Genomic DNA, 7,177 nt, shown 5'->3' with positions numbered 1-7,177 from the left:
GCACGTCCGGTTCGGAGGGAGGGGGGACGGTCAATCCGTCCTTCCTACCCCTATCGGCGGGCAGCCCGCAGATCACGCAAATCACGCCGATTGGCAAGACGGAGTAGATAAGGCTTGTGACGTCGGCTACGCGACGCAAAGAGCTGGGTGCTGGGTGCCCCATCCATCCGCCGCAGCGGATGGGTGGGGGCTCGATGATGAATCGCAGGGAGGAGCGACGATCAGCACGTCGCCGACGACGAGGTGGTCGGCCCGGTCAGTGCTCGCAATCCGGATCGACCGGGATGCCTTCCCCGCTGATGCAGCGCTGGAACATGCCGAAGTCGCTCTGGTCCACGTCATCATCGTTATCGAACGAGACCGCCGCGCAAGCCGGGTCAACCTGAGGCACACCCGGCCCCGTCGCGCATGCCTCGAACGTGTCGAGGTCAGCGGTATCCACGTCGCCGTCGCCGTCAAAGTCGGCCCGCACCGTTGCCGGGCAGCCCCGCAGGTCAACGCTCGCGCCCGGGATGGTGTTGGGACATGCATCGCCGCAGTCGCCGACGCCATCGCCGTCGCTGTCGGGCGTGCAGATGGCGAACTGCCATTGGTACGCGGGCAGATCGATGCCCGTCGCGTCGGTGATATCGCCATCGAGCGTGGCGGTCACCGGCCCGGACAAGCCCGTCACCTCGAACACGTACGGCCCGTTGCCGCTGACGGACACCACCGTGCCGACGGAAAGACTCAGGTCGTCAGCCGAGACGTTGAGTACCGGATCGCTGAGTGTCACCACGATCCTTCGCACAGTCGGCTCGGTCTGACCTGCGGCAGGCCAGGTGTTGGAGACCGTTGGTGGGGCCGACTCGACCGTTGAGCCCCAGAATAAGCTGTAGGCACCGCCCGCAACGCCGGTCACTCCTGAAAGGTTCACCACCTGGACCGGAGACAGGCGGTTGGTCGTGGTGCCATCAGCCAGTTGGCCGTATTCGTTCAGGCCCCAGCTCCAAGCTGTGCCGTCGCTCCTCACGGCCAGACTGTGGTTGAGACCGGCCGCAATGGCAGTCACGTCGGACAATCCCGAAACCTGCACCGGCGTTGATCGGTTTGTCGTGGTGCCGTCGCCCAATTGCCCATATGTGTTGGTGCCCCATGCCCAGACAGTGCCGTCACTCTTGAGAGCAAGATTGTGACTGTTGCCCAGAGCCACTCCCACCACGCTTGTCAGACCAGGAATCTGAGTCGCAGAGGATGCGGAGTTACCCCAGTACCAGACGGTCCCGTCGCTCTTGACCGCCATGCTTCGGAATCCGGCAGCACCAAGAGCGATGACGTTTGTCATACCAGTCACTTGCACCGGCGTAAGGTAGTTTGCTTCGTTGCCCCAGAGCACCTGCCGGGACGAGTTCGCTCCCCATCCCCAGACTGTCCCATCGGCCTTGAGCGCGAGACTGTGATTCATGCCTGCGGCAACGGCGGTTACTCCGACCATGCCGGATACCAGAGCCCCCCCACCCCTCGATATCTGGGTACCGTCGCCCAGTTGGCCGAACTGGTTGCGCCCCCAAGCCCATACCGCACCGCCGGATGCGACGGCAAGGCTGTGAAAGGCTCCTCCGGCGACAGCCGTGACGTTGCCCACGCCCGACGGTAGCGGCGTTGACTGCGGCACCGCAGGCCCATAGCCGAGCTGCAAATAATCGTTGTCCCCCCAAGACCAGCATTCACCATCACCCGTGATCGCAAGATTGAAACCTTGGCCTATGGTCGCCGTCGCAACATCTCCGAGTCGGGACACCGTGGTCGGGGTTGAACGCTGAACCGGGGCACCGTCTCCCAGAACGCGAAATGCTGCATAACCCCATGCCCACAACATCCCGTTTCTGTCCACCGCGTAGCTGCGTCCCCCATCCGCATCGCCGCCTGCCGCAATAGCCTCGGCCGGCGTCAGGTCCGACACCCGAACCGGCGTCGATCGGTGGGTGTTCGTGCCGTCGCCCAGTTGGCCGAAGTAGTTGTACCCCCATGCCCAGACGGCTCCGTCATCATCGAGCGCGAGGCTATGACTGGACTCCGCTGCAATTGCGATTATGCGCGTCAGACCCCCCACCTGAACGGGTGTGCGCGACAATACGTTGGTACCATTGCCCAATTGGCCGTACGTCCCGCTTCCCCATGCGTACACTGTTCCGTCCGATTTCAGAGCCAGGTTGTGTGACACTCCCGCCGCAATCGCGGTTACACCGGTCAGATCAAGGACGGCAACGGGTGTCAGGCGTGAAGCCACAGTGGTCCCGTCACCCAACCGGCCGCTTGAGTTGCTGCCCCAAGCCCAGACGGTGCCGTCGTTCTTGACCGCCACGCTGTGCTCGGACCCTGCCGCGACAACCACAACATCCGACAAGCCCGAAACCTGGACCGGTGCCGAGCGGTTGGTCGTCGTGCCGTCGCCGAGTTGGCCCTTGTTGTTGTATCCCCAGGCCCAGACCGTGCCGTCGGTTCTCACGGCCAGGCAGTGCGAATCGCCGCACGCGACGGCCTGAATACTCGACAGACTGCTGACTTGCATCGGCACTGAATGGTTGGTGGTAGTCCCATCGCCCAACTGGCCGTAATTGTTGTAGCCCCAGGTCCAGATCGTCCCATCGGCTTTCAGTGCCAGGCTGTAGTAGATACCTGCTGCGATTGCTTGGATGTCGCTCAAGCCCACCGCTTGGACAGGGGCCGAGCGGGCGATTGTTGCCCCGTCGCCCAGCCCGCCGTAGGTGTTGGATCCCCATCCCCAGACAGTGCCATCGCTCTTGAGAGCAAGACAGTGCTTGGTCCCGCTGGATACCGTTTTGACGTTCCCCATGACTGCCGCCCGCGGCAACCAGGCATCGTCCGCGAGGCCAAGGTTCCCATAGATATTGACACCCGCGGCGTGCAGGAACGGCTGGACATTCATCACCGCGAAAGCCTTGGCCGCCGACGCGAACTGGCTGTCGGGATTGGTGACCACGACGTCCCAATGCCCAACTTTTGCGTCCGTGAGGTCCAGCGTGCAGGTGATCTGTGCGCTACTGACGACGTCCACGTTCGTCGCCACGATGTCGGTCTCACCGGTCCGTGTAAGCTTCACCGTCGCCCCGGTCTGAAAGTTGGCGCCGACCAGATAAGAAATCTCGACCGGGCCGGTGTTCGGCGCAGAGCCCGGAGCAACCCGAGGATCGTCGGCGGCAGGTTTGCTGGCACGGTGAACTGCCACTGGTAGGCCGCCAAGTCGTTACCGGGCGTGTCGACAATGTCGCCGTCAAGTGTCGCGGTTACCGTGCCGGTTGCGCCGGTCACTTCAACCACGTACGGTCCACTGCCGCTGACCGATGTCACCGACCCGGTGGACAGAATCAGGTCATCGGCCGTGACGTTGGTCACGGGTTCGGTGAAGGTGACCACAATGTGAGTGACGACATGCTCGGTCGCGTCGGCCGCAGGCCAGGTGCCGGCCACCTGGGGTGGGCCCGTCTCAACCGATGTGCCTGCGAACAGGCTGTAGGAAGACCCCGCCGCAATAAGTGCCACGTTGTCCATGCCGACGACCTGAGTCGGTGTCTTGGTGTTGGTTCCCCCGCACAATTGCCCGATGCTCCCCCAGGCCCAGGCCGTGCCGTCACTCGTGCAGGCCAGACTGTGATAATCTCCGGCGGAAATCGCTGCTGGATTCACGAGCCCCACAACCTCCACAGGGCTCAGCCGATTGGTGGTGGTCCCATCGCCCAACTGGCCGGAACCGTTGGATCCCCACGCCCACACCGTACCATCGTCTTTCACTGCCAGAACGTGCGCTCTGCCAACGGCAATCCTGTCCACGTCTGACAAGCCCGCGACCTGTCCCGGTGTCGATCTCGCCGTGGTTGTGCCGTCGCCCAACTGACCGGAGGAATTGTCGCCCCACGCCCATACCGTGCCGTCGTTCTTGACCGCAACAGAGTAATCGCCGCGTGCGCCAATTGCCGTTACGTCGGTCAAGCCGGGGACCTGAACCGGCGTTGAGCGGTTCGTCGTCGTGCCGTCGCCCAGTTGGCCGGACCCGTTGCGCCCCCATGCCCACACCGTGCCGTCGGTTCTGAGTGCCAGACTGTGGGTGCTGCCCGCCGCAATCTCGGTGACCTCGGCCAGGGTAGAGACCTGAACCGGCATATAGCGGTCGGTCGTCGCACCATCGCCCAATTGGCCGGCATAATTCGCCCCCCAGGCCCAGACGGTACCATCGCTTCGGAGCCCGAGACTGTGATTCCAACCGGGCACCACGGCAACCACAGCCGTCAGACCGGCCACTTGGCCGGGAGTGGATCTTCCGATCGTACTGCCGTCACCCAACTGCCCATACAAGTTGTCGCCCCAAGCCCAAGCCGTGCCATCGCTCTTCAGAGCCAAGCTGTGATCTCGACCCGCGGCCAGCGAGACCACGTCGGTCAGCCCACTGATACCCGCCAATGTCGATCGCTTCCATCTGAAAACGTCGACTTGACCATAGCTGTTCCGCCCCCAGCCCCAAAGCGTACCACCGCTGCTGATGGCGAAACATGATCCCCACCCGCCAACAATCGCTGCCACATTGTCCAGCCCCGAAGCCTGAACAACAGTCCACCGATCGGTTGTCGTGCCATCACCCAGTTGGCCGTCGTCGTTTCGGCCACAGTTCAAGACGGTTCCATCATCCCGGAGCACCCGGCTGTAGTATGGTCCCGCGGTAACCGCTGTTGCGCTCGTAACGCCCTGCATCTGAACAGGCACCAACCGACTGATCGTCGTTCCGTCCCCTAACTGGCCGTATGAATTGCCTCCCCAAGCCCAGACGGTGCCGTCTTGCTTAGCTGCCAGACCATGATACTGCCCGGCCCCGATAGCAGTAACATCTGCCCAACCGCTAACCTGGCCCGGCGTCGATCGATCCGTTGTCGTCCCGTCGCCCAATTCACCTGACATGTTGGCTCCCCATGCCCACACTGTCCCATCACTCTTGAGGGCGAGACTGTAGTAACCGCCGGCAGCAATGGCGACGACATCCGTCAACAACAGCACTTGTGCAGGCGTCCTCACAAACGAAGCGGGTTCAGTTGAGACATACCCCAGGCCCAACTGGCCGTAGTAATTGTGTCCCCATGCCCAAACGGTCCCATCGCCCCGGAGGGCCAAATAGTGGCCGCGACCTACCGCAATGGCCGTGACATTTGACACACCACTGACCAGCGCCGGTGTATAAGAGGCAGGAGGTAATGTCCCAGCGGGTGACTGCGAGCTTGCTCCCCCCCACCCCCAGACCGTGCCGTCAAACCTCAACGCCAGACTGTTTGTAAGACCGGCTGCCACGGATACGACTCCGTTCAGGTTCAGAACCCGGACCGGCGTTGCCCGATAGGACCCGCTTGTGCCGTCACCCAGCTGCCCATAGTAGTTGTCGCCCCAAGCCCAAGCCGTCATGTCCTCACCAACCACCAGCGTGTACCCAGGATTGCCGCCGGCAGCAGACCTGACGGCGCCAAACGAAACTGGGCTCGGCAGCAGCGTCTCGGAGCCTGGCCCGACCTGCCCGCGGCCGTTGTACCCGATTCCATGCACGAACGGCTGGGGTGTGGTGGCAAAGAGCGGTTCGACCATGCCGGGTGATCCAAACAGGAACGCGGCCGAAATGATCGTGGTAAGACCGAACGAGCTGGAATTCGCGACGCGGAACCGCTTGCCTGGCATGGTTAATACCTCGAAGAACGAGTGTCCGGTATGGAACCTTATTTGATGAACCGCGTGTCGCCGGCCCACCAGCCGGCGCACAGAGTAAGCCGTATGTCAAGCAGTATACCCTACCTGACACCATCTTGCAACCTGTTTTGTTTTTTTGAAGTGTCACATTCCGTTACCCGTGTCCGGAACGGTTGTTATCACCCCTTGCGGGGAGGCAAGGCCGCGGCTCTCCCCCCAGCCGGCGATTGAACCACACTGGGCGGCCCGCAAATCACGCCAATTGCCAAGGTCGGGAGGCCCATTCATCCGGCGGAGCACAGCGAAGCCGGATGGGTGGGGGCTCGATGATGAACCACAAGAGGAGCGATGATTGAGACCGCACCGGGTGCCCCACCTGCTTCTTGCAGGTGGGGGAGCGATGATCGATTCTCTGCAGAAAGCCGTGGGTTACATATTGGTCGGCACCCCGTGAATCAGGCCGATGACGCGGAAAGGTTGAGCGCGGACAGCTTGTCTTCTTGGCGTCATGGCGTCATGGCGGTTCATCCCTCGTTCAAGTCTCACGCAGAGCTGCGAAGACCGCAAAGGTGGGCTGATGCTCAGGCAGGCACTCCGGCGTCCGATGCCGTCCCCCACCCGGGATGGGGCACTCGGCAAGAAGCCATATCTCGCTCGACGGCCGCTTCCGATCCGTCAGAGCAACCAGGAGGCTCACTGCCCCCGAACGACCCTCAGGACCTGAAAACCCTCCTTGGCGATCCAAACACGCGCGCCGCCGCCGAGCATGTCTCCGCGTGGGATGAACTCGAAGATCCAGTGATCGCCTTGATCGTCCACTGTCACTTCGTCGTCCTGATTGATCGCGTCCGGGGCTGCGCGTCGAGCGGCCTCGAGTCCTTCGAGAAGTGGATTCAGAAGCAGGATCATGGCAAGAGTACCTCGTCGCGTTTTCCGGCCACCGACACGCTCGCCTCTACGCCAATCTCGTACACGAGCATCCGGCTGATCACATACCCCCTGAGCCTCCGACGCCGGTGCCAGCGGCACTCGGATTCGCTCGGGCCTTGCTCCCATTCTCGCCCATGCTCGTCCACGGGCGGGTTCGGGTGCGTGTGAAAAGTGGCAACCACGCTCTTTCCATTATAGCAATTGTTCGCCTCTAACGGTGGTGGCTGGATGCGGGACTGGTCACCCCGCGGCCATCGCTGCACACCGTATGAGAGATTTGAGTTCTGCACGATATACCCCCCTTCCTCATGGCGGTTCTGCGGATCATTAGACGCAGACTCTCGCCATGCACGGCTGAGCTCGGCGATGATTACGGGGTCTTTGAGCGGATCCACGGCACCCTCCCACTGTGGCCAATGTACCCCCGATAAACCCTGTCTGCAAATCCTCGCAACTCACTCTCGATCGGTGGCCAAGAATAGCTTCGTTCTGTAACCTCCTACGAACAAGATGGTTGCGATGGACC

Annotated in this window: 4 protein-coding genes; all 4 read right to left on the bottom strand. The window is 62.3% G+C overall.

Annotation, left to right across the window (positions count from 1 at the left end):
- Positions 1 to 256: 256 nt before the first annotated feature.
- Positions 257 to 2,836, bottom strand: a complete 2,580-nt coding sequence (locus PLL20_03255) for an RCC1 repeat-containing protein (GenBank protein ID HPD28986.1) — start codon at positions 2,834 to 2,836, stop codon at positions 257 to 259.
- A 263-nt stretch (positions 2,837 to 3,099) separates the two neighbouring features.
- Entirely contained in the window at positions 3,100 to 5,712 is a 2,613-nt protein-coding gene (locus PLL20_03250; protein ID HPD28985.1) for an Ig-like domain-containing protein, read from the bottom strand.
- A 702-nt stretch (positions 5,713 to 6,414) separates the two neighbouring features.
- Entirely contained in the window at positions 6,415 to 6,630 is a 216-nt protein-coding gene (locus tag PLL20_03245; GenBank protein HPD28984.1) for a hypothetical protein, read from the bottom strand.
- Complete coding sequence (locus PLL20_03240; GenBank protein HPD28983.1) at positions 6,627 to 7,046, bottom strand: hypothetical protein; 420 nt, start codon at positions 7,044 to 7,046, stop codon at positions 6,627 to 6,629. The genes PLL20_03245 and PLL20_03240 overlap by 4 nt, the downstream gene beginning before the upstream one ends.
- Positions 7,047 to 7,177 lie beyond the last annotated feature (131 nt).

The sequence above is a fragment of the Phycisphaerae bacterium genome (genome assembly GCA_035384605.1).
In the GTDB taxonomy this organism is placed as follows: Bacteria; Planctomycetota; Phycisphaerae; order UBA1845; family PWPN01; genus JAUCQB01.
This window is presented reverse-complemented; position numbering and strand designations above follow the sequence as displayed.